The organism is Pseudomonas sp. PDM02 (assembly GCF_014852285.1).
Lineage (GTDB): Bacteria > Pseudomonadota > Gammaproteobacteria > Pseudomonadales > Pseudomonadaceae > Aquipseudomonas > Aquipseudomonas migulae.
The window spans coordinates 219947-241206 of sequence record NZ_JACVBL010000004.1; the positions used below are offsets into that span (position 1 = coordinate 219947).

Sequence of the window (21260 nt, forward strand, 5' to 3'; positions counted from 1 at the left end):
CCGCAAGAGCAACACACAACTAATCCTGATGCACCCAGGTCATGCGAAACGACGCCCCGCCCCACGGCGAATCCGCCACTTGCACTTGCCCGCCATGGGACTGCGACACCCGCCGCACCAAGGCCAGGCCCAGGCCGAAGCCACCCGTGCGGCGATCCCGACTGGCGTCCAGGCGCGAGAACGGTTCGAAGATTTTCTCCCGCCCGTCCACCGGCACGCCCGGCCCGTCGTCGTTGACCTGGACTTCGTATTGATCACCGGTGCGCACCAACGACACCTCCACTCGCTCTTCGGCATAGCGAATGGCATTGCGCAGCAGGTTGATCACCGCGCGCGCCATGAAGCGCGGTTCGATGCGCACCTCATCGACCCGACACTCGACAATCAGCAGTTGCACCCCGGCCGCCTCGGCCTCCAGCGCCACGCTGCCGACCACGCTGTCGAGCCAACTGTTGGCCTGAATATTCTCCCGGGTAATGACCGTGGCACCGCGCTCAAGGCTGGCGTAGGTCAGCAGCTCCGAGACCATTTCTTCCAACTCGCCGAGGTCGGCGTACATGTCGGCAATCAGTTCGCGACGCTGACTCGGATCGGATTGTTGCTTGAGCTGATCGAGTTCGAACGACAGCCGGGCAATCGGCGTGCGCAATTCATGGGATACCGCGTTGGTCAGCTCACGCTGATTGGCAATCAGGCCTTCGATGCGCGCAGCCATCAGGTTGAAATGCTCGGACAGGTCGCGAATGTTCGAACGCTTGGACAGCTGGATTCGCGCCGACAGGTTGTTGTCGCCAAAGCGTTCGGCGGCGAGGCGCAGTTTCTCCAGATCTCGCCAGTGTGGGCGCACCCAGAATAACAACACGAAACCGATCATCACCGCGATCATCAAATAGGCCGCGGCAATGTAGAACGGCATCAGACTCGGCTCAGCCGGCAGCTTGATGCTGAGCAACTGCGAACCGTCGTCAATGCGCGAGATGAACTGCGTGTACTTGTCACGCAGCACCAGCAGGCCTTGGGCCAACTCGGCTTTTTCCTGATCGGTCAGGGCCAGTTGATCCGTTTCGACCAGGCTCAGGCCCAAACCGTAGTGAGGGCGCACGGTTTCCAATTGGCGTTCCCGGGCCGGACCGTCCAGGCCGCGCAACTGCTCCACCAGCGACCAGGCCTGACCTCGCACCGCCTCGCGGTTGTAGCTCTGCATTTGACCGGCGAGCAGCGCATCAAACGTGCGCTCGACAGTTTGCAACCCCAGTACCAGGCCAACCGTCATCATCACAAACAGACCGAGAAATAACCGCAGCATTTACAGCTCCCACGCGAACGGATTGAACAGGTAACCCTTGCCCCAGATGGTCTTGATGCACACCGGTTCACGCGGGTTGTCCTTGAGCTTGCCGCGCAACTTGCTGATGTAGACGTCGACGCTGCGGTTGAGGCCGTCGAAGGCGATCCCGCGCATGCGGTTGAGGATATCGTCGCGGGACAAAATCTTGCCCGCCGCGCTGGCCAGCAACCACAGCAATTCGAATTCCATGGTGGTCAGCTCGATGCCCTCACCCGCCAGGCGCACTTCGCGACAGCTGCGATCGATGCTCAGATGGCCGAATTCCAGCGAGCTGCAGACAGTGCTGTCCGGCGTTTGCCGGCGTTGCAACGCACGTAGACGGGCCAGCAATACCGGCGGCTTGATCGGCTTGATCACGTAGTCGTCGGCGCCGGATTCCAGGCCGAGGATGTGATCGAGGTCGTCTTCCTTGGCGGTGAGGATGACGATCGGCGTATCGGACACGCTGCGAATTTCGCGACACACGTGCAGGCCACTCTGGCCCGGCAGCATCAGGTCGAGTACAACGATTTTCGGTTTGAAGTCGAGGAACGCGGCCAACGCGAGGTCGCCGCGATGCACCTGTAACACTTCAAAGCCATGTTGGGACAGGAAGTGCGCGATCAGCCCGGCAAGCCTTTCGTCGTCTTCCACCAGCAGAACTTTGCCAAAACCCAGGTTATCCATAACGAACGCGTGCCAACTCTTGTGTGAAGTGGGCGGCATTATGGCGTCAATCAGCGTCGGGGCGGCGATTGCAGGCAGCAAAAACCGGCCTCTGGGGCCGGTTTTCAGTGATCTTTCATACTCTTAAGAGTTTTTAACAATTGCGCTGCAAAAGATCGCAACTAACGGTAGGAGCACGGCTTGCCGGCGAAGGCGATCTCAAGGACGCCTTCGCCGGCAAGCCGTGCTCCTACGGGTCATGCGGCGGCTGGAACACCGCTGTGGAAACGGAATTCCACGTCCGGCGATTCGATCAGTTCCTGCTCGGCAGCGCGGACCCGCTCGATCACCTGAGCGATGTCCTTGGCGTCACCGTACTGGTAGGCCAGTTTCAGGTAACCCTGGAAGTGCCGCGCCTCACTTTTCAGCAGACCGAAGTAGAACTTGCCCAGTTCCTCGTCCAGATGCGGCACCAACGCCTCGAACCGCTCGCAGCTGCGGGCTTCGATAAACGCACCGACTACCAGGGTATCGACCAGCTTTACCGGTTCATGGCTGCGCACTACTTTGCGCAGACCCGAGGCGTAACGCCCGGCGGACAGCTGGCGCAGCTCGATTTTGCGCTTCTTCATCAGGCGCATGACTTGTTCGTGGTGCACCAGCTCTTCCCGGGCGAGCCGCGACATCAGGTTGATCAGATCGACATGGGAGTGATACTTGGCGATCAGGCTCAATGCCGTGCTGGCCGCCTTGAATTCGCAGTTCTTGTGGTCGATCAGCAAGGTTTCCTGATCGGCCAGCGCGGCCTGGACCCAGCCGTCAGGGGTGCGGCAACCGAGGAACTCGTGAATTTCGGGAAGGATCATGGGGCTCACGGACAAAAGGTTCAAAACGAAGGGCGCCGATTATACCGGCCCGCCGCCAGACCACCAGCCACGACCGTTGATATGTATCAAGTCCCGGATGCGCGACCAGCAACTATAGTTGTGCAACGCCATGCTTTTTTTCCCTCTGGAGATCCCGATCATGCAAGCCATTCGCAGCATTCTGGTGGTCATCGAACCCGAACACTCGGAAAGCCTGGCACTTAAACGGGCCAAGCTGATTGCCGGGGTAACCCAGGCTCACCTGCATCTGCTGGTGTGCGACCGCAAGCATGACCATAGCGGCATGCTTGGCGTGCTCAAGGCAGCGCTGCTCGCGGATGGCTACAGCGTGACCACCGAGCAGGCGTGGAACGAAAGCCTGCACGAAACCATCGTCGATGTGCAGCAAGCCGAAGGTTGCGGGCTGGTGATCAAGCAGCATTACCCCGACAGCTCATTGAAAAAAGCCCTGCTGACCCCAGCGGACTGGAAACTGCTGCGCTCCTGCCCGACGCCGGTGCTGCTGGTGAAAACCTCGAAACCCTGGGCAGGCGGTGTGATTCTGGCGGCGATCGACGTGGGCAATACCGATGACGAACATCGCCACCTGCACAACATCATCATCGATCACGGCTATGACATCGCCAGCCTGGCCAAGGCACATCTGCATGTGGTCAGCGCTCATCCTTCACCGATGCTTTCGGCGGCGGACCCTACGTTGCAGCTCAGCGAAACCATCGAGGCGCGTTACCGCGAACAGTGCATTGCGTTTCAAGCCGAGTTCGACATCGACAATGAGCACCTTCATATCGCGGAAGGTCCGGCGGATGTGTTGATTCCATACATGGCCCACACGCTGGGCGCATCGGTGACTGTGATTGGCACGGTGGCGCGGTCCGGGATATCCGGCGCGTTGATCGGCAATACGGCGGAGGTGGTGCTGGATGCGGTGGAGAGCGATGTGCTGGTGTTGAAGCCGCAGGAGATTGAGGATCATCTGGAAGAGATGGTGTCTCATCATTGAGATTTGCGGAGCCCATCAGGGCGCCTTCGCGGGCAAGCCTCGCTCCTACAGGGTTACGTGTTCACCTGTAGGAGCGAGGCTTGCCCGCGAAGCTTTTAAGGGTTAACCGCCGAACGCATCCTTGAGGAATCCGGGCGCGATGTAACGCTGGTAATGCGCCTCGGAGAGCAAAAAGAATTCCCGATCAATCGCATCCCGCAGCTCCGGCAGGTTCCAGTCGCGAAACTCCGGCATCAACACCATCCCGTAGGCTTCCAGATTGTTGATCACCCGCGCGCCTCGGGCGATCAACTGATAGGCCCAGCAATATTCCGACTGATGCGGCACGAAGCGAATCTTGCGCTGTTCCAGTTGCAGACGCAGGCGCTGGGGATCGAAAACCTCCAGTTTGCTGGCCATCACCTGGGACAACAGTTGCTCCAGCCGCAGCCATACCGCGCGTTTTTCCTCCTCGTTGTAACCGTTCCAGTTGATCACTTCATGGTGGAAACGCTTGCAGCCACGGCAGACCAAGTCACCGTAAACAGTGGAGCAAAGGCCGACGCAGGGGGTCTTGATGGTCTGATTGGGCATAGGTCAACAAAGCACGGGAAAGCAGAACAGGCGGGCATGTTAGCCCTTTGTCTAACATTCATCACCCCTCAAAGTTGAGAGCCCAACTTACCTTTAAATTTTTTTTGCCGTAGAATCAGCCAGCCTTTTAAGGCGCCAATGTCCGTTAGAAGCTGTTTTCAAAGCGTCACGAGCACAGTCGTTCCTTCAGAGCGGTGTTGGCGAAGGGTTTTTCCAGCGGGGAAAAGCCCAACGCCAACCCTCATCAGCTCCCCGTTCTGCAGGCGTAAAACTTTGAAAGCAGCTTCTGTAAGGAATTGTCGGTAATTCTGGCTAAGTGGCCCACAACGCCACGCAGCGCATGAGTACGGCAATTTCGGGATGAGCGTCCCGGACACCCATTTGGGACCACTGATGAGGGTAATAACTGTGCTTGAAGCCTACCGCAAACATATCGAAGAGCGTGCAGCACTGGGTATCGTTCCCCAGCCGCTTAACGCCGAACAAACTGCAGGCCTGGTTGAGCTGCTGAAGAATCCCCCGGCTGGCGAAGAAGCTTTCCTCGTTGACCTGATCACCAATCGCATTCCGCCTGGCGTGGACGAAGCGGCCTATGTAAAGGCAGGTTTCCTGTCTGCCCTGGCCAAAGGCGAAGCCACTTCCCCTCTGATCGACAAGAAACGCGCTGTAGAACTGCTCGGCACCATGCAGGGCGGCTACAACATCGTGACCCTGGTTGACCTGCTCGACAACGCCGAACTGGCTGCTGTCGCTGCCGCTCAGCTCAAGCACACCCTGCTGATGTTCGATGCGTTCCACGACGTCGCGGAAAAAGCCCGCAACGGCAACGAACACGCCAAAGGCGTGATCCAGTCCTGGGCTGACGGCGAGTGGTTCCGCAACCGCCCAGTCCTGGCCGACAAGATCAGCCTGCGCGTGTTCAAGGTCACCGGCGAAACCAACACTGACGACCTGTCCCCTGCTCCGGACGCCTGGTCCCGCCCGGACATCCCGCTGCACGCCCTCGCCATGCTGAAAATGGCCCGCGAAGGCATCGTGCCTGACGTCCAGGGTGTCACCGGCCCGATGAAGCAGATCGAAGAAATGCGCGGTCAAGGCTTCCCTATCGCCTACGTCGGTGACGTGGTCGGTACCGGTTCTTCGCGTAAATCCGCCACCAACTCGGTGCTGTGGTTCTTCGGCGACGACGTTCCTTACGTACCGAACAAGCGTGCCGGCGGTTTCTGCTTCGGCAGCAAAATCGCTCCGATCTTCTACAACACCATGGAAGATGCCGGCGCACTGCCGATCGAATTCGACGTTACCAACATGAACATGGGCGACGTGATCGACCTGTACCCGCATGCTGGCAAAGTCTGCAAACACGGCACCGACGAAGTCCTGACCACCTTCGAAATGAAGACCCCGGTCCTGTTGGACGAAGTTCGTGCCGGCGGCCGTATTCCGCTGATCATCGGTCGCGGCCTGACCGACAAGGCTCGTGCTGAACTGGGCCTGGGCCCTACCGATCTGTTCAAACTGCCTGAAGCACCTGTCGACACCGGCAAGGGCTACACCCTGGCACAGAAAATGGTCGGCAAGGCGTGCGGTCTGCCAGAAGGCAAAGGCGTTCGTCCTGGCACCTACTGCGAACCGAAAATGACCACCGTCGGCTCTCAGGACACCACCGGTCCGATGACCCGTGACGAACTGAAAGACCTGGCGTGCCTGGGCTTCTCGACCGATCTGGTAATGCAGTCCTTCTGCCACACCGCGGCTTACCCTAAGCCGATCGACGTGACCACCCACCACACCCTGCCAGACTTCATCATGACCCGCGGCGGCGTTTCCCTGCGTCCGGGCGACGGCATCATCCACAGCTGGCTGAACCGCATGCTGCTGCCGGACACCGTCGGTACCGGTGGTGACTCGCACACCCGTTTCCCGATGGGCATTTCGTTCCCGGCCGGTTCCGGTCTGGTAGCGTTCGCCGCCGCCACTGGCGTTATGCCGCTGGACATGCCGGAATCGATCCTGGTGCGCTTCAAAGGCAAAATGCAACCGGGCGTCACCCTGCGTGACCTGGTTCACGCCATTCCTTACTTCGCGATTCAGGCTGGCCTGCTGACCGTCGAGAAGAAAGGCAAGAAGAACGCCTTCTCCGGCCGCATCCTGGAAATCGAAGGCCTGGACAACCTGAGCATCGAACAGGCTTTCGAGCTGTCCGACGCCTCGGCTGAACGTTCGGCTGCCGGTTGCACCATCAAGCTGTCGAAAGAGTCGATCACCGAGTACCTGAACTCCAACATCACCCTGCTGCGCTGGATGATCGGCGAAGGCTACGGCGATGCACGTACCCTGGAACGTCGCGCTCAAGCGATGGAAGCCTGGGTTGCCAACCCAGAGTTGATGGTTGCCGATGCTGACGCCGAATACGCTGAAGTCATCGAAATCGACCTGGCCGACATCAAAGAGCCTGTGCTCTGCGCGCCGAACGATCCGGACGACGCCCGTCTGCTGTCCAGCGTTGCTGGCGAGAAGATCGACGAAGTGTTCATCGGTTCGTGCATGACCAACATCGGTCACTTCCGCGCTGCCGGTAAACTGCTGGATCAGGTCAAGGGTCAGCTGCCAACCCGTCTGTGGCTGTCGCCGCCGACCAAGATGGACGCTCACCAACTGACCGAAGAAGGCTACTACGGCATCTACGGCAAGGCTGGCGCACGCATGGAAATGCCAGGCTGCTCGCTGTGCATGGGTAACCAGGCACGTGTAGAGCCGAACTCCACCGTGGTGTCGACTTCGACCCGTAACTTCCCGAACCGTCTGGGTGACGGCGCGAACGTCTACCTGGCTTCGGCCGAGCTGGCGTCCGTTGCGTCCATCCTGGGTCGCCTGCCGACCGTCGAGGAGTACATGGAATACGCTGGCAAGATCGACAGCATGGCGGCTGATGTTTACCGCTACCTGTCCTTCGACCAGATCGCCGAGTTCCGTGAAGTTGCTGCGAACGCCAATATCCCGGTCGTTCAAGCCTAACGTTACAACGCTGTAAAAAACGCCGCCCATCGTGAGATGAGCGGCGTTTTTTTATGCCCGAAAGGTTTGCACCAATCCCCTGTGGGAGCGAGCCTGCTCGCGATAGCGGTGGGTCAGTTAATACCTCCCTTGACTGACCCACCGCTATCGCGAGCAGGCTCGCTCCTACAGGTTTATGTGGTTGGTTTGAGGGCTTGTTGCACCGCCCCGTCCACACTCAGGCCGCTGAGAATCACCTGCTCCAGCTCTTGCGCCGGCAACTTCGACAGCGCCGCTTTTGCCTGATGCTTGAGCCGCGCCAGGATCAGCAGTTTGTCCTCGGCGCGCACCTGCAAAAAGAACGCTTCCAGCGCTTCGATGCTGGTGCCGTCCAGATCGGGCGACTCTTCGAGACTGAGGATAACCGTATGCACCGGCGGCTGTGCGTGCCGCGCCAGGCGTAATGCACCACCGAGAATGCGCTCCACATTGGCGAAAAACAGCGCCTCGCTGGGCCGCACGATCAGCACACCGGGGATTTCCTTCGCGTCGGGATGTCGTTGCAGGTCAATAAAATCGTGACCTCCGGCCATTTGCCCCAACACCTGGATATCCGCCGATGACATCTGCTTCAGCATCAGCACCACGCTGATTGCCACTGCCAGCAGCAAGCCGTCCAGCACGCCCAACACCAGCACCGCCGCCACCGCGCAAATCACCAGCAGGCGGTCGCGACGCCAGATGAAATACCGGCCCAACGGTTGCAGGCTCAAGCCACGGGCCAAGGCATGAATGACGATGGCAGCCAGCACCGGCTCGGGAGTCAGGGCGATCCACGGCAACACCGTCAGGACGATGAGCAGCACCACCCCGGCCGCCACAATCCCGGCCAGACGCGAACCGGCCCCCGCCGCTTCATTGGCCGATGTCGCTGAATAACCAGCGCCTGCGGGCATGCCATGAAACAGTCCCGATAAAAGATTGGCCGCACCGAGGGCCAGCAAATCGCGGTTGGAAGACACCCGGTCGCCGTGTTTGAGCGCAAACGAGCTGATCGAGCCGTAAGACTCTGCATACAGGATCATCACCATGGCGAACGCCAGTTCACCCAAGCGCAACCAGTCAGTGAACGGCAACACCGGGAGCTGCGGCACTTCGAGACTCAGATCGATGACGCCGATCAGCTTGACCCCGTAGGCTGGCAGGTTCAGCCATTGGCCCGCCGCGATGCCGAGCGTCACCACCAACAAACCGCCAGGCAAACGCCTGACCCGCGCGCACAGCCACAACACCAGCAACGCCACCGCCCCGACCAATGCCCCGACTTTATTCCACTGCGGCCACTGCTCCAGCAGTTGCGGCAGGAAACGGATCAGGTTGCCAGTGGTCAAGTGGACGTCGACGATGCTCGCCACTTGTTTGAGGATGATGGTCACGGCCAGCCCCACTGCAAAGCCGCGCAGCACCGGTTTGGCGATGAATGAAGTGACGCTGCCGAGTTTGAATAACCCGGCCAACAGGAAGAAACCTCCGGTCATCAGCACCAGGCCGATCGCCAGACTCATGCGCAAGGCCGGATCGCCATTGGCCAGCGTGGCGGTGGCGGCAGCCAGAACGGCCGCTGACGACGAGGTCGCGGACACGATGGCAAACCGGCTGGTGCCGAACAGTCCGTAACACAGCAGCCCGGCAAACAAGGCAATCACCCCGGCCTGTGGCGGCAACGCGGCAATGCTGGAATAGGCGACTGCCTCGGGCAGCAACAAACCGGCAATCGACAGACCGGCCAGTACGTCCAGCCAACGGTCAGGTGTATCGGCACGGGGTTGCGCCGATGCGCCGGGGGCACGAGCCATGTTGCGTCTCCAGAGACGGCGCTTTACGGTGCGCCGATGCAGCCGCAGCTTAGCTGTTTATCCTTGGGGACAGGTGTTCTGGATCAGGTGCCATGTCATAAAAACGCTGGCCGTGTGCATATCCGTTTTTTGGGTTGCGGCGGCTGGCGGTTTCGCCCTTACGGCGAGTCACTTTGGAAAAGCCGGAGTGCCGGCCCAGCCCAAAGTAACCAAAGGGCTCTTGCCCCTTTCGTTCGGTGCCTCGCTGTGGCTCGGCATGCCCTCGCTCCGGTCCTGCTCCGTGGGCCCGCCGCGATCGGCCATCCTTGGCCGTGCGCGGCGAACCCGGCATCCATGCCGGGTTGCACACTGCGCAGAACCTCCACTCGGCCTCTCGAGGGGGCGACTACCGCCACAGCCGCCGAGGCGGCCTGAAAGCCGACCTGGCTCTTTGGGGGTACGCGTTGTCCTTCTCTGCTGCGCTCACCCATTCCGGACATGTACACCGATCCCCTGTAGGAGCCGGCTTGCTGGCGATGGCGGTGGGTCAGTCGACGCATTTATTGATTGGACGGACGCTATCGCCAGCAAGCCGGCTCCTACACGGGGATTGGGTTCACACGACTCAAAATTGTAGGAGCCAGCTTGCTGGCGATGGGCGTCAACGATAACGCGTGCTGCCTGAATGAACGCGTTGTCCGGACGTTTTTCGCGGGCAAGCCTCGCTCCTACAGGGAATCGTGTTTGCTTTTGCTTTTCACCACTCATCAGGCCGAGCGTTAGCTCGCCTTCAGCTTTTGATCTGAGCGCCCCCTCGAGAGGCCGAGCGCAGGTTCTGCGCAGTGGGCAACCCGGCATGGATGCCGGGTTAGCCGCCCCCGGCCAGGGATGGCCGATGGCGGCGGGCCCACGGAGCAGGACCGGAGCGAGGGCATGGCGAGCATTAGCGAGGCACCGAACGAAAGGGGCAAGAGCCCTTGGTTACTTGGGGCTTTTCCAAGTGACTCGCCGTAAGGGCGAAACCGCCAGCCGCCATCACAAAAAATAATGGATATACACCCAAGCAATTGCTGCCGCCCACCAGCACTTGCGACCTCGTTGTATTTCAAGCAAGGACGAATTACCGCCGGCAGCTATTCTCTTGGCTAACAGAGGACTCGTGGCGCTGGTAATCGTGCCGTTTGCCGCGCAACAAGCGCAAAAGAGTGGAAGGACACCACCATGAGCCACACTGATGGATACACGCGTCGACGAATACTCACGCTGGCTGCCGGTGCTTCGGCGGTGCTCACTTTCGATCCGGCCTTTGCAGCCACCGCGCCGTCGAAGGAAACAGGAGGCAAGAACATGCTGACCCGCGCCATTCCTTCCAGCAACGAGCCATTGCCCCTTGTCGGCGTGGGCACCTATCGCGGCTTTGATGTCGCACCTGCCGATCCGGCCTACAAAAACCTGCCCGCCGTTCTCAGCGCGTTATTTGAAAAGGGCGGCACGGTGATCGACAGCTCACCCATGTATGGCCGCGCCGAGCAGACCATCGGCGAACTGCTGTCGATCCACAAGCCGCGTTCACCAGCGTTCCTGGCCACCAAGGTGTGGACCCGTGGCCGCGAAGAAGGCATCGCGCAGATGGAACAATCCTTCAAACTGCTGCAGACCGACCGGATCGACCTGATGCAGATTCATAACCTGCTGGACTGGAAAACCCATTTGCCTACATTGCGCAAGTGGAAGGAAGAAGGGCGGATTCGCTACATCGGCATCACCCATTACACCGCGTCGGCATATGAGGAAGTGGAAGCGGTGCTCAAAGCCGAGCCACTGGATTTCTTGCAGATCAACTATGCGCTGGACGATCGCGGGGTCGAGAAACGCATCCTGCCGCTGTGTCGCGAACGCGGCGTGGCGGTGATCTGCAACCGGCCATTTGGCGGCGGTGATTTGCTTGCCCGCTTGAAGGGCAAACCGCTGCCCGGCTGGGCCTCGCAAGTCGGCGTCACCAGTTGGGCACAATTGGCGCTCAAGTATTTGCTGGCGCATTCGGCAGTGACCTGCGTCATCCCCGGCACCGGCAACCCGCGTTACATGGCGGACAACGCCGGTGCCGGTTTCGGCCCGATGCTGACGGGGGCACAACGCGAGCAGTTGATCGATGTGGTCGGATAACCGCAGGTGCCGTCAGTTTTTTTTCTTGATGAGTTTGTTGAGGTAGTACTTGAGGCTCAAGCGATCCTTGGGCCTTGGTTTGTAGTGGGTTTTGTTTCTTTGCGCAGGATCAGCCACCACGGTTGCTGCGGTGTAGTAGTACAGCGCGATGGACCGGCGTGTGATGTGTTCCGGCGTCGTCAGAGGCTCCGGGTGTCCATGATTGCTGTCCTTGTCGGTGTTGAAAATGACACAGCGGTTGTAGATCGGCAGGACTTTCTTGAGGCACGTCTTCATCCCGACGTCCCATAGTTCCAGGTTGCCGCCGTACGCCTCTTGCCAATCCTGATTCAAGTAAATAATGGCATTCAGTCTGCGCTCGATATTCAACTTTTTGTTGAGCCGGAAGTCCGAGTGTACCCCCAGAAAACCGCCCTTTTTCGTTTCGTGCAGTCCGCCGCCGGTAAAGTAAGGATCGGGAATCAAACCCTCGATACCTGTGAGTTTTTCAAGAAACTGCAACATGGGCGCCGAGTTGAAAGCGTTGAAAACCGTCTTCAAGTAGGGATCGCATTCGTTGGGGCTGACTTGCCGTTTGTGCTGACCCTTATAGCCGCGCTCATAGAGCATTTCGTTGTTGGTTGGCTCGACGGGAAAATGCGCGCAGATGCTCGCAATCAGGTCCTGCGGTAAAAAATCGTCAATGACGATGTGTGGGAAGGGGGTGGCTTGAGCATAAGTACTGGCTAGCGAGTGACCGAAAGTGCTGGCAGCGTTCTGGTCAAAATCCAGCTCCGGGGTGGTGACGATGGGGAGTGTCTGAGTGATCGGTGTCATTACCGCTCCAATTGTCTGTTCATAACAACCTGCGAGTGCTTCCGGCAAGAGGGGCGCGCTACTTGTTACGCGCTGCCGATACCTGGTTGTTGTCACCTTTCAAACGTTTAAGGATGTCGTTGTACATCTTCGTTCGTCTGTGCGTTGTCGCATAACCGCCAGCGGCCGCGACGGTGCCCGCTTGAATATGGTCGAGGTAGCTGAATATCTTGCGCGGGGACAACAGCTCAACAACATAGCCCAACTGGGTCATACGGTCCTGGAGGGTATAACCGGGTACGCGCTCATCCATCAGGAAATGCATGCCGTGTTGCTTCATCAGCTTGCAGTTCCATAAGGTACAGAAGCTTTTCAAATAAACTTCCCTGTAGGGCTTTGGCTCTCTGGAACGTAGTCCCAAGGACAGTTTCAGGCGTCTGACGTGATGTTTTACCAGTCGTGAGCTAAAGCGCCAAAGGGTTCTGGTGGTGCCGCGGTTAAGTTGTTCTGTGCACCCGACGGCCACGACATTCGGGTTTTTAATGCACTTGTTCAACATCATTGAAAATACATTTTTGTCGAAAATAAACGTATCGGTGTGCAGCAGGAACAGAAAGTCGGTCTCAACCCGTTCCAGCACCAGGTCGAGTGCTTTGCCATGCGCGATATGACCATGTTCCGGTTCGGGAGCTTTTCGCTCAATCAGGTTGATCCAGTCCAGTGTGCGCAGATAGTCGGTGCTTTCATCGGCCGAGTCGTTATCAACCACCCAGACCGGAATGTTGCTGTCGCCCAGGTGCTGATGTAGCAGGTCGAGGCAAATCCGGGTTATTTCGATGGTTTTGTAGTTGACCAGGACAATGCTGAAGGGTGGTTTCTGTTGCGACAGAAAATCATTGTTATTCATGTGTGATGCACTCTTTAAAAACCTGGAAACAGCAATAAAAATTCAAGACCACTTATTGCTTGCGGCGCTAAGACAGGTATCGCCGGAACCAGTTTAGCGTCCTTTCCCAGGCAAGTTTGGCTGCGGCCTCATCGAATCGAGGCGTGGAATCGTTATGGAAACCGTGGTTGGCGCCGGGGTAGATGTAGGCTTCATAGGTTTTGCCGGCTGCTTTTAATGCCTGCTCGTAGGCGGGCCATCCTTCGTTGATGCGTGTGTCCAGTTCGCCAAAGTGAAGCATCACCGGCGCCTTGATCCGGGGGACATCCCTGGCGTCTGGTTGCCGGCCATAGAAGGACACGGCAGCCCCGAGTTCGGGATAGGCCACGGCAGCCGCGTTGGCGACGCCACCGCCATAGCAGAAGCCGGTGATGCCGACTTTTCCGGTGGTCGTATCGAGTTTCATCAGCCACTCGATCGCGGCGAAAAAGTCATTCATGAGCTTTTCAGGATCAACGGTCGCCTGGAGCTCCCGGCCTTTGTCGTCGTTGCCGGGATAGCCGCCCACCGACGTCAGGCCATCGGGGGCAAGGGCGATGAACCCGGCCTTGGCCACGCGTCGGGCAACATCTTCGATGTAGGGGTTGAGCCCGCGGTTTTCATGCACGACGACCACGGCCGCCACTTTGCCGGTGGCTTTTGCCGGACGCACCCGATAGGCCCGAACCTGCCCGTGGCCCTTGGGCGAGGGGTAGTTGACGTACTCGGCGATGATGTCCGGGTCGGTAAACGCCACTTGTTCGGCCAAGGCATAGTCGGGACTCAGGGCGGCGAGGAGCGCACTGGCGGTCAGGCCGCCAAGGGTGAATAACGCCGCCCGGTCGAGAAACTCTCGCCGGTTGATCATACCGTGGGCGTAGTAGTCGTAGAGTTCGAGCAGCTCAGGGGCAAAGTCTTTCGCAGTAAGACGATTCATCTTTGCGCTTCCTTTGAAGTGGACGGTTGCTCTGTCAGTTCGAAAAAGCGGCGACAACTATCAATTCTAGCCGCGCATAAAAAAAGAGACGTAAGTCTCTTTTTTGTTTCTTCTGATTACGTTCATCGAGCACGGTTCAGTTCAGGCATTGCGCCCCGGCGCTCGCCACTTGCGCATCCTGCTCGGCTTTTACGCCAGACACGCCAACCGCACCCACCACCTGACCGTCGACGATGATCGGCACGCCGCCTTCCAGGGATGTCAGCAAGGGGGCCGACAAAAACGCGAAGCGCCCGCCGTTGACCATGTCTTCATAACCTTTGGATTCGCGCCGGCCCAACGCCGAGGTGCGTGCCTTTTCGGTGGCGATGTAAGCGCTGATGGGCGCGCAGCCGTCGAGGCGTTCGAGGGCGAGGGGATGGCCGCCGTCGTCGACGATCGCGATGGTCACGGCCCATTGGTTATTTTGTGCTTCGGTGCGTGCGGCCGCGAGGATCCGGCTGACTTCGGTCTGGCTCAGGACGGCTTTGCTTTTCATGGGGAATCTCCGGTGATCGATGAGGGCAGCGCCGCGTCGAGCAGTTCGATCCAGTGCCGCACCGGGGTCCGGCCCGCGCCGTCGAGATGCGACTGACAGCCGATATTGGCGGTAACGATAACTTCAGGATGGCCACTTTCCAGCGCATTCAGTTTGTTGTCGCGCAGTTGCCGGGACAGTTCGGGTTGGGTGATCGAATAAGTGCCCGCCGACCCGCAGCACAAATGGCTGTCGGGCACAGGTGTGAGGTTGAAACCGAGTCGAGCGAGGAGCGCTTCCACCGCGCCGCCGAGCTTTTGCGCGTGCTGCAAAGTGCAGGGGCAATGGAAGGCCAGGCGCTGGTCACTGTGGATGCCGAGTGTTTCCAGCGGTTCGTCGCGCAACACTTCCACCAGGTCCCTGGCCAGCGAGCTGACTCTTTTTGCCTTCTCGGCGTAGGCCGGATCGCGTTCGAGTAAATGGCCATAGTCCTTGATGAAGGCGCCACAGCCACTGGCGGTTTGCACGATGGCTTCCGCACCTTTCTCGATACTCGGCCACCACGCATCGATATTGTGGCGAGCGCGGTCGAGGCCGGCTGCCTGAGCGTCGAGGTGATATTCCACCGCGCCGCAACATCCGGCTTCGCTGGACGGAGTAACACTGATACCCAGTCGATCCAGCACCCGCGCCGCCGCCGCATTGGTGTTGGGCGACAGGCTCGGCTGTACGCAGCCTTCGAGCATCAGCACCTGACGGGCATGGCGCGTGGTGGGGCGTGGCCGGGGGAGATAAACATGGCGAGGCAACTTTGCCTGCAAGGTGTTGGGCAGCAGTGCCCGAAAAACCTGACCGCTGTTGATCAGCGCTTTGAACAGTCCCGGATTAAGGACGACGCCGCGCAATCCCTCACGCAACAGACGTTGGTCGATGGAGCGCGGCACCGCCGCATCGACCACCGCCCGGCCGATGTCGAGCAAGTTGTGATAATCGACTCCGGAAGGACAGGTGGTTTCGCAATTGCGGCACGACAGGCAGCGGTCCAGATGCTGTTGGGTTTTCTGCGTGACCTCATTGCCTTCCAGCACCTGTTTGATCAGGTAGATGCGGCCCCGTGGCCCATCGAGTTCATCGCCGAGCAATTGATAGGTCGGGCAGGTGGCATTGCAGAAGCCGCAGTGCACACAGGTGCGCAGGATGCTTTCGGCTTCTTCGGCGCGGGGCAGCTGCCGGGCGGTTTCGCTCAGGGTTGTCTGCATGGTTCAAAGCTCCGCGTACAAGCGTGCCGGGTTGAAAATGCCCCGTGGGTCGAGTTGTTGTTTGAGGCTGCGGTGGTAGCGCATCAACGCGGCAGGCAACGGCTGGAACGGGCTGTCGATCAGGCCATGGCTGTAGCAGGTCACATGGCCGCCGACCTCATCCACGACCTGGCGAATGAACGCCGCTTCGGCGTCAGACTTGAGCCAGCGCTGGGCGCCGCCCCAGTCGAGCAGTTGCCGGCCGGGCAGGGACAACCGCGGCGTGTTGTGCGGCACGGACAGGCGCCACAGTGGCTGGCCCTCGTCGAAGAAACTCAGTCGGTGCTCGTTGAGATCCGCCCAATACGAGGCGTCCAGAAGCTCACCGCCCAAACGGTCATGAGCCGCCGCCACCGAGCCTTCGCCGCCCTCAAGCCGCAAGTGCAGGCGTTGCCCGTCGTGGCACGCGGCACTGATCGGCAACGGCTGCTGGCCCCATTCCGCGAGACGCAGCAAGGCACGATCGCTGTCCATTTCCAGGCTGATGCTCAGGGTTTGCCGTGGTTTGGGCAGGACCTTGAGCGAGACTTCGGTGATCACCCCAAGGGAGCCGAAACTGCCGGCCATCAGGCGCGACAGGTCGTAACCGGCGACGTTTTTCATCACTTCGCCGCCAAAGCGCAAATGCTTGCCGTGCCCCGTGATGACCCGTGTGCCGAGGACGAAGTCGCGCACCGAGCCTGACCAGGGACGACGCGGTCCCGACAGGCCACTGGCGATCATCCCGCCGACGGTGGCATCGTCGCCAAAGGACGGTGGTTCGCAGGGCAGCATTTGCTGTGCTTCATCCAGCACGTGCGCCAGTTCGGACAAGGGTGTGCCGCTGCGGGCGGTGATCACCAGCTCGGTCGGGTCGTAGCTGACGATGCCTCGGTGGCTGCGCGTGTCGAGTACTTCGCCCGCAACGATGCGCCCCAGAAACGCCTTGCTGTTGGAGCCCTGAATGCGCAGCGGCGTGGCGTTTTCCAGCGCTTGATTGACCTGCTCCAGCAGCACGCCGCTGTCATCGATATCGAGTTCGCTGCGCATCAGAATCGCTCCAGATCAGGGAAGGGCAACTGACCCAGGTGCACGTGCATGGCGCCAAATTCGGCGCAGCGGTGCAGCGTCGGAATGTTCTTGCCGGGGTTGAGCAAACCGCCGGGATCGAACGCGGCTTTGACGGCATGGAACAGCGTCAGCTCATCGGCGTTGAACTGCGCGCACATCTGATTGATCTTCTCGCGGCCCACGCCGTGTTCGCCGGTGATGCTGCCGCCGACTTTCACGCACAATTCGAGGATCTTGCCGCCCAGCGCTTCGGCGCGGTCGAGCTCACCCGTTTGATTGGCGTCGAACAGAATCAACGGGTGCATGTTGCCGTCACCGGCGTGGAAAACGTTGGCGACGCGCAAGCCATACTCGGCGGACAACGCGGCAATGGCGCGCAGCACGCCGGGCAACTCGCGGCGCGGGATCGTTCCGTCCATGCAGTAATAATCCGGCGAGAGCCGACCCACCGCCGGAAAGGCATTCTTGCGTCCGGCCCAGAAACGCACGCGTTCGGCTTCATCCCTGGCCTGGCGCACTTCGGTGGCGCCAGCCTGTTCCAGCACCTGGCGCACGCGGTCGCAGTCATCGTGGACATCGGCTTCGACGCCATCGAGTTCGCACAGCAGGATGGCTTCGGCGTCCACGGGGTAGCCAGCGTGGATGAAGTCTTCAGCGGCACGGATCGCCAGGTTGTCCATCATTTCCAGACCGCCTGGAATGATGCCGGCGGCAATGATGTCACCTACCGCTCGTCCTGCTTTTTCGACGGAGTCGAACGCCGCCAGCAGCACCTTGGCGGACTGCGGTTTGGGCAACAGTTTGACGGTGACCTCGGTGATCACCCCGAGCATGCCTTCGGAACCGGTGAACAGTGCCAGCAGGTCGAAGCCGGGTGAATCGAGGGCATCGGAGCCCAATGTCAGGTGCTCGCCGTCCACGGTCAGGATGTCGACCTTGAGCAAGTTGTGCACGGTCAGGCCGTACTTCAGGCAATGCACGCCGCCAGCGTTTTCGGCGACGTTGCCGCCGATGGAACAGGCGATCTGTGAGGAAGGGTCGGGCGCGTAGTACAGGCCGAAGGGGGCTGCTGCCTGGGAAATAGCGAGGTTGCGTACGCCGGGCTGGACCCGTGCGGTGCGGGCGGCCGGGTCGATGTGCAGGATGTTGTTGAAGCGAGCCATGACCAGCAGCACGCCTTTTTCCAGCGGTAACGCGCCGCCGGACAAACCGGTGCCGGCGCCACGGGCGACCACCGGCACGTGCATTTCATGGCAGAGCCGGAGCACGCCTTGTACTTCGTCGAGATGGCGTGGCAGGACCACCAGCAGGGGCGTGGTGCGATAGGCCGAGAGTCCGTCGCATTCGTATGGCTTGAGTTCTTCTTGCTGATGCAGCACTTCCAGGGCCGGCAAACGGGTTTGCAGGGCTTGCAACAGTGCTGACTTGTTGACGTCGGGCAGCGCTCCGTCAACGCGTTCATCGTAGAGAATGTTCATGGTCGTTTTACGATACTCCGATCGTGTGTGTCCGGGCAGCGGGCTGTTTACTCAGGTTTTGTGTGTATATCCGTTATTTTGGTGATGGCTGATATTGGTTTCGCCCTTACGGCGAGTCACTTGGAGAAGCGCCAAGTAACCAAGCGCTCTTGCCCCTTTCGTTCGGTGCCTCGCTGTGGCTCGGCATGCCCTCGCTCCGGTCCTGCTCCGTGGGCCCGCCGCGATCGGCCATCCCTGGCCGTGCGCGGCTAACCCGGCATCCATGCCGGGTTGCCCACTGCGCAGAACCTCCACTCGGCCTCTCGAGGGGGCGTGTACCGCCAGATCAAAAGCTGAAGGCGAGCTAACGCTCGGCCTGATGAGTGGTGAAAATCAAAAGCAAACGCGATTCCCTGTAGGAGCCGGCTTGCCGGCGAAAAGCGTCGGGGCAACGCGTTCATTCAGACAGCCCTCGTTATCGTTGACGTCCATCGCCAGCAAGCTGGCTCCTACAAGGGAAATGCATGTGTGTTCGGAACATACACGATCAACTGTAGGAGCCGGCTTGCTGGCGATGGCGTCCGTTCAGTCAACAAACAGGTGTCTGACCCTCCGCCATCGCCAGCAAGCCGGCTCCTACAGGGGAATGTGCAAACATCGAAAATTAGTGCGGCAGCCACAGTGCGGGAGTGTGCACACGTCAGAAGAGCCAGGTCGGCTGGCAGGCCGCCTCGTTTTTGCTTTTGCGGTACACGCCCCCTCGAGAGGCCGAGTGGAGGTTCTGCGCAGTGGGCACCGCGGCAAGGATGCCGCGGTAGCCGCCCCCGGCCATGGATGGCCGATGGCGGCGGGCCCACGGAGCAGGACCGGAGCGAGGGCATGGCGAGCATTAGCGAGCCACCGAACGACAGGGGCAAGAGCCCTTGGTTACTTGGGGCTCTTCCAAGTGACTCGCTGTAAGAGCGAAACCGCCAGCCGCCATCACCGCAGAAACGGATATGCCCCCAGCGCTCAATGCCCACCCACCACCATATGACTAAACGGTGCCACATAAGCCTGCAACGTCACCAACCCCCCCACCAGAATCGCCAGAATGACGGAATGGAAGAACACATAACGCAGAATTTCCCCCTCATGCCCATACCAACGCGTAGCAGTGGAAGCCACCACGATCGACTGCGCATCGACCATCTTGCCCATGACCCCACCGGAACTGTTGGCAGCAGCCATCAACACCGGACTCAGCCCCAATTGCTCGGCCGTCACCCGCTGCAGCCCGCCGAACAACACGTTGGACGCCGTGTCCGAACCGGTCAGTGCCACACCGAGCCAGCCGAGCAAGGTGCCAAACATCGGGTAAAAGATGCCCGTCGCAGCGAACGCCAGGCCCATGGTCGCGTCCAGCCCCGAATAACGGGTGAGGAAGCCGAGCGCGAGCATCGCGACGATGGTAATCAGCGAGTAACGCACGACCCAGATCGTGCGCAGATAGTGTTTGACCAACTGCGGGATGGAGTAACCCATCAATAGCCCGCCAAAGATCGCCGCCAGCAAGATGCCGCTGCCGGTGCTGGTCAGCCAGGTGAACTTGTAGACCGCGTCCTCGGTTTTAGGCGCAGGCACCACCGGTGGGACCTTTTCGATTTGCTGGTGGATCGTGCCGAAGGTGACGACCGGCGCAAAGATCGGGTTCGCTTCGCGCAGCGGTTTGCCTTGGGGGTCGAGCTTGGCCGAGTGGGTCACGGGATCAATCGCCGGGCGGGTATCGAACAGGTTTTTGAAGCCTTGGGTGCCCCAGGCGAACACGAACACCGTGAGGATGATCCACGGCATCCACGCGCGCATGACCGCAGGCTTGGCATCGCTGGCGAAGGTCGCGCTGGCGATGGGTTTCTCGTCATGCTCTTCGGCTATTTTGGAGTTGTCGACGCGCCCGGACAGCGCGGCGGAGGTGTGCACGGTCGCGGGTTTCCACACCTTGAGAAAACCGGTGAGGCAGGCCATGGAAATCAGCGCGGCGATCACGTCCACCAGCATCGGCCCGTGATAGTTGGAGACCAGGAACTGCGGTACGGCGAAACTGACCCCGGCGACCAGGATGGCCGGCCAGATTTCCAGCATCTTGCGCCACCCGGCAAAGGCCCAGATCAACCAGAACGGCACGATCACCGAGAAAAACGGCAATTGCCGGCCGACCATCATCGACAGTTCCATTTCGTCCAGGCCGGTCACTTTGGCCAGGGTAATGATCGGCGTGCCGAGAGCGCCGAACGCCACGGGCGCGGTGTTGGCGATCAACGCCAGGCCCGACGCCGCCAGCGGCGAGAAGCCCAGGCCAATCAGAATCGCGCCGGTCACCGCCACGGGTGTGCCGAAACCGGCAGCCCCTTCGAAGAAGGCGCCGAAGCAGAAGGCAATCAGCAGCAGTTGCAGGCGGCGATCGTCGGTAATGCGCGCCAGCGAGTCCTGCAGCACTTTGAATGAGCCGTTTTCGGTGGTCAGTCGGTGCAGGAAGATGATGTTCAGCACAATCCAGCCGATCGGCAGCAAGCCGTTGGCGGCGCCGTAAAGGGCGGCCGAGCCTGCCATGTTCGCCGGCATGCCGAAGGCGAAAATCGCGATGACCAGCGCCGAGGCGAGGGCGAGCAAGGCCGCCAGATGGGCCTTGATGTGGAAAAAGGCCAGGGCTGCGAGCATCACCACGACCGGCACAGCTGCCATGATGGTTGAAATGACCGGGTTGCCGAACGGATCGTAGATTTGCTGCCAGACCATGTTCCACCTCTGCTTTTTATTGTTGGGATTGCAGACCCCGAGGGGGCGGTGG

The 21260-nt window shown here is 60.1% G+C and carries 16 protein-coding genes; 3 read left to right on the top strand and 13 right to left on the bottom strand.

Annotated elements, in window-relative coordinates; translation table 11 throughout:
* Window positions 1-19: 19 nt before the first annotated feature.
* The 3 genes from IB245_RS09415 to IB245_RS09425 all read right to left on the bottom strand — a co-directional run bounded on the left by IB245_RS09415 (window position 20) and on the right by IB245_RS09425 (window position 2859).
* Complete coding sequence (locus IB245_RS09415) at window positions 20-1306, bottom strand: ATP-binding protein (protein ID WP_192227390.1); 1287 nt, start codon at window positions 1304-1306, stop codon at window positions 20-22.
* On the bottom strand, window positions 1307-2014 hold the full coding sequence (locus IB245_RS09420; RefSeq protein ID WP_032828732.1) for a winged helix-turn-helix domain-containing protein: 708 nt from the start codon (window positions 2012-2014) through the stop codon (window positions 1307-1309).
* A gap of 236 nt (window positions 2015-2250) precedes the next feature.
* Entirely contained in the window at window positions 2251-2859 is a 609-nt protein-coding gene (locus IB245_RS09425; RefSeq protein WP_008028695.1) for a tRNA-(ms[2]io[6]A)-hydroxylase, read from the bottom strand.
* 160 nt (window positions 2860-3019) lie between these two features.
* On the opposite strand from IB245_RS09425, the gene IB245_RS09430 reads away from it, so the two are divergent.
* Entirely contained in the window at window positions 3020-3883 is an 864-nt protein-coding gene (locus IB245_RS09430) for a universal stress protein (RefSeq protein WP_192227391.1), read from the top strand.
* 102 nt (window positions 3884-3985) lie between these two features.
* On the opposite strand, the gene IB245_RS09435 is transcribed toward IB245_RS09430, so the two are convergent.
* Window positions 3986-4456 (bottom strand): DUF1289 domain-containing protein, encoded by a 471-nt coding sequence (locus tag IB245_RS09435; RefSeq protein ID WP_008028699.1) that lies wholly within the window; start codon window positions 4454-4456, stop codon window positions 3986-3988.
* Between the two features lie 408 nt (window positions 4457-4864).
* Here IB245_RS09435 and acnB point away from each other — a divergent pair, with 408 nt between their 5' ends.
* Entirely contained in the window at window positions 4865-7474 is a 2610-nt protein-coding gene (acnB, locus tag IB245_RS09440) for a bifunctional aconitate hydratase 2/2-methylisocitrate dehydratase (RefSeq protein WP_032832425.1), read from the top strand.
* Between the two features lie 173 nt (window positions 7475-7647).
* On the opposite strand, the gene IB245_RS09445 is transcribed toward acnB, so the two are convergent.
* Window positions 7648-9309, bottom strand: a complete 1662-nt coding sequence (locus tag IB245_RS09445) for a SulP family inorganic anion transporter (RefSeq protein WP_192227392.1) — start codon at window positions 9307-9309, stop codon at window positions 7648-7650.
* A 1200-nt stretch (window positions 9310-10509) separates the two neighbouring features.
* On the opposite strand from IB245_RS09445, the gene IB245_RS09450 reads away from it, so the two are divergent.
* On the top strand, window positions 10510-11454 hold the full coding sequence (locus tag IB245_RS09450) for an aldo/keto reductase (protein ID WP_008043900.1): 945 nt from the start codon (window positions 10510-10512) through the stop codon (window positions 11452-11454).
* 12 nt (window positions 11455-11466) lie between these two features.
* Here the strand turns inward: IB245_RS09450 and IB245_RS09455 are convergent, their stop codons facing one another.
* The 8 genes from IB245_RS09455 to IB245_RS09490 form a co-directional block, all read right to left on the bottom strand.
* Window positions 11467-12270 (bottom strand): 2OG-Fe(II) oxygenase, encoded by an 804-nt coding sequence (locus IB245_RS09455; protein WP_008043901.1) that lies wholly within the window; start codon window positions 12268-12270, stop codon window positions 11467-11469.
* A gap of 58 nt (window positions 12271-12328) precedes the next feature.
* Entirely contained in the window at window positions 12329-13156 is an 828-nt protein-coding gene (locus IB245_RS09460; RefSeq protein WP_192227393.1) for a glycosyltransferase, read from the bottom strand.
* Between the two features lie 67 nt (window positions 13157-13223).
* Window positions 13224-14111, bottom strand: a complete 888-nt coding sequence (yghX, locus tag IB245_RS09465) for a YghX family hydrolase (protein WP_192227394.1) — start codon at window positions 14109-14111, stop codon at window positions 13224-13226.
* 136 nt (window positions 14112-14247) lie between these two features.
* Window positions 14248-14649, bottom strand: a complete 402-nt coding sequence (locus IB245_RS09470) for a heme-binding protein (protein ID WP_192227395.1) — start codon at window positions 14647-14649, stop codon at window positions 14248-14250.
* Window positions 14646-15887: a glycolate oxidase subunit GlcF gene (glcF, locus tag IB245_RS09475; RefSeq protein WP_192227396.1), complete on the bottom strand. Its 1242-nt coding sequence runs from the start codon at window positions 15885-15887 to the stop codon at window positions 14646-14648. The genes IB245_RS09470 and glcF overlap by 4 nt, the downstream gene beginning before the upstream one ends.
* 3 nt (window positions 15888-15890) lie before the next feature.
* A complete protein-coding gene (gene glcE, locus IB245_RS09480; protein ID WP_192227397.1) occupies window positions 15891-16955 on the bottom strand; it encodes a glycolate oxidase subunit GlcE in 1065 nt (354 codons plus the stop codon).
* Window positions 16955-18454 (bottom strand): glycolate oxidase subunit GlcD, encoded by a 1500-nt coding sequence (gene glcD, locus IB245_RS09485; protein ID WP_192227398.1) that lies wholly within the window; start codon window positions 18452-18454, stop codon window positions 16955-16957. Before glcD ends, glcE begins: the two co-directional genes overlap by 1 nt.
* Before the next feature lie 990 nt (window positions 18455-19444).
* A complete protein-coding gene (locus IB245_RS09490) occupies window positions 19445-21208 on the bottom strand; it encodes an L-lactate permease (protein WP_008042563.1) in 1764 nt (587 codons plus the stop codon).
* Window positions 21209-21260 lie beyond the last annotated feature (52 nt).

Coding starts and splice junctions, on each gene's coding strand:
- IB245_RS09435 (WP_008028699.1), bottom strand. CDS start 4,456: ATGCCCAATCAGACCATCAAGACCCCCTGCGTCGGCCTTTGCTCCACT.
- IB245_RS09445 (WP_192227392.1), bottom strand. CDS start 9,309: ATGGCTCGTGCCCCCGGCGCATCGGCGCAACCCCGTGCCGATACACCT.
- IB245_RS09460 (WP_192227393.1), bottom strand. CDS start 13,156: ATGAATAACAATGATTTTCTGTCGCAACAGAAACCACCCTTCAGCATT.
- IB245_RS09415 (WP_192227390.1), bottom strand. CDS start 1,306: ATGCTGCGGTTATTTCTCGGTCTGTTTGTGATGATGACGGTTGGCCTG.
- IB245_RS09470 (WP_192227395.1), bottom strand. CDS start 14,649: ATGAAAAGCAAAGCCGTCCTGAGCCAGACCGAAGTCAGCCGGATCCTC.
- IB245_RS09455 (WP_008043901.1), bottom strand. CDS start 12,270: ATGACACCGATCACTCAGACACTCCCCATCGTCACCACCCCGGAGCTG.
- glcF (WP_192227396.1), bottom strand. CDS start 15,887: ATGCAGACAACCCTGAGCGAAACCGCCCGGCAGCTGCCCCGCGCCGAA.
- IB245_RS09450 (WP_008043900.1), top strand. CDS start 10,510: ATGAGCCACACTGATGGATACACGCGTCGACGAATACTCACGCTGGCT.
- yghX (WP_192227394.1), bottom strand. CDS start 14,111: ATGAATCGTCTTACTGCGAAAGACTTTGCCCCTGAGCTGCTCGAACTC.
- IB245_RS09430 (WP_192227391.1), top strand. CDS start 3,020: ATGCAAGCCATTCGCAGCATTCTGGTGGTCATCGAACCCGAACACTCG.
- IB245_RS09425 (WP_008028695.1), bottom strand. CDS start 2,859: ATGATCCTTCCCGAAATTCACGAGTTCCTCGGTTGCCGCACCCCTGAC.
- IB245_RS09490 (WP_008042563.1), bottom strand. CDS start 21,208: ATGGTCTGGCAGCAAATCTACGATCCGTTCGGCAACCCGGTCATTTCA.
- IB245_RS09420 (WP_032828732.1), bottom strand. CDS start 2,014: ATGGATAACCTGGGTTTTGGCAAAGTTCTGCTGGTGGAAGACGACGAA.
- glcD (WP_192227398.1), bottom strand. CDS start 18,454: ATGAACATTCTCTACGATGAACGCGTTGACGGAGCGCTGCCCGACGTC.
- glcE (WP_192227397.1), bottom strand. CDS start 16,955: ATGCGCAGCGAACTCGATATCGATGACAGCGGCGTGCTGCTGGAGCAG.